This is a genomic window from Pseudomonas tremae (assembly GCF_001401155.1).
GTDB classification, from domain to species: domain Bacteria; phylum Pseudomonadota; class Gammaproteobacteria; order Pseudomonadales; family Pseudomonadaceae; genus Aquipseudomonas; species Aquipseudomonas tremae.
Genome location: NZ_LJRO01000045.1, coordinates 1 through 212 on the forward strand (window position 1 = coordinate 1; position 212 = coordinate 212).

At 63.7% G+C, this 212-nt stretch carries 1 protein-coding gene; it reads right to left on the bottom strand.

Annotated features, from left to right (window positions below):
- Positions 1-212 (bottom strand): hypothetical protein (locus ALO43_RS30610; RefSeq protein WP_162235568.1); only part of this gene is annotated, 212 nt, incomplete at both ends.

The following is a 212-nucleotide window of genomic DNA, read 5'->3' on the forward strand; positions in this document are numbered from 1 at the left end:
TTGCGCAAACCGCGCTCGTCGGCCAGCCGCGAGGCCAGCGCGTTGGCAGCGTCCGCGCAGTCCGGCGTGTCAGGCCATTTGCTCAGGGCATTCAATGTGTTTCCGAATTCTTGCGGTTTGAGGACGTAGCGCAAGTTGCGATCATTGGCCAGCCTCAAGGCCAGTGCGTTGGCGGCGTCCGCGCAGTGCGGTGTGTCGGGCCATTTGCTCAG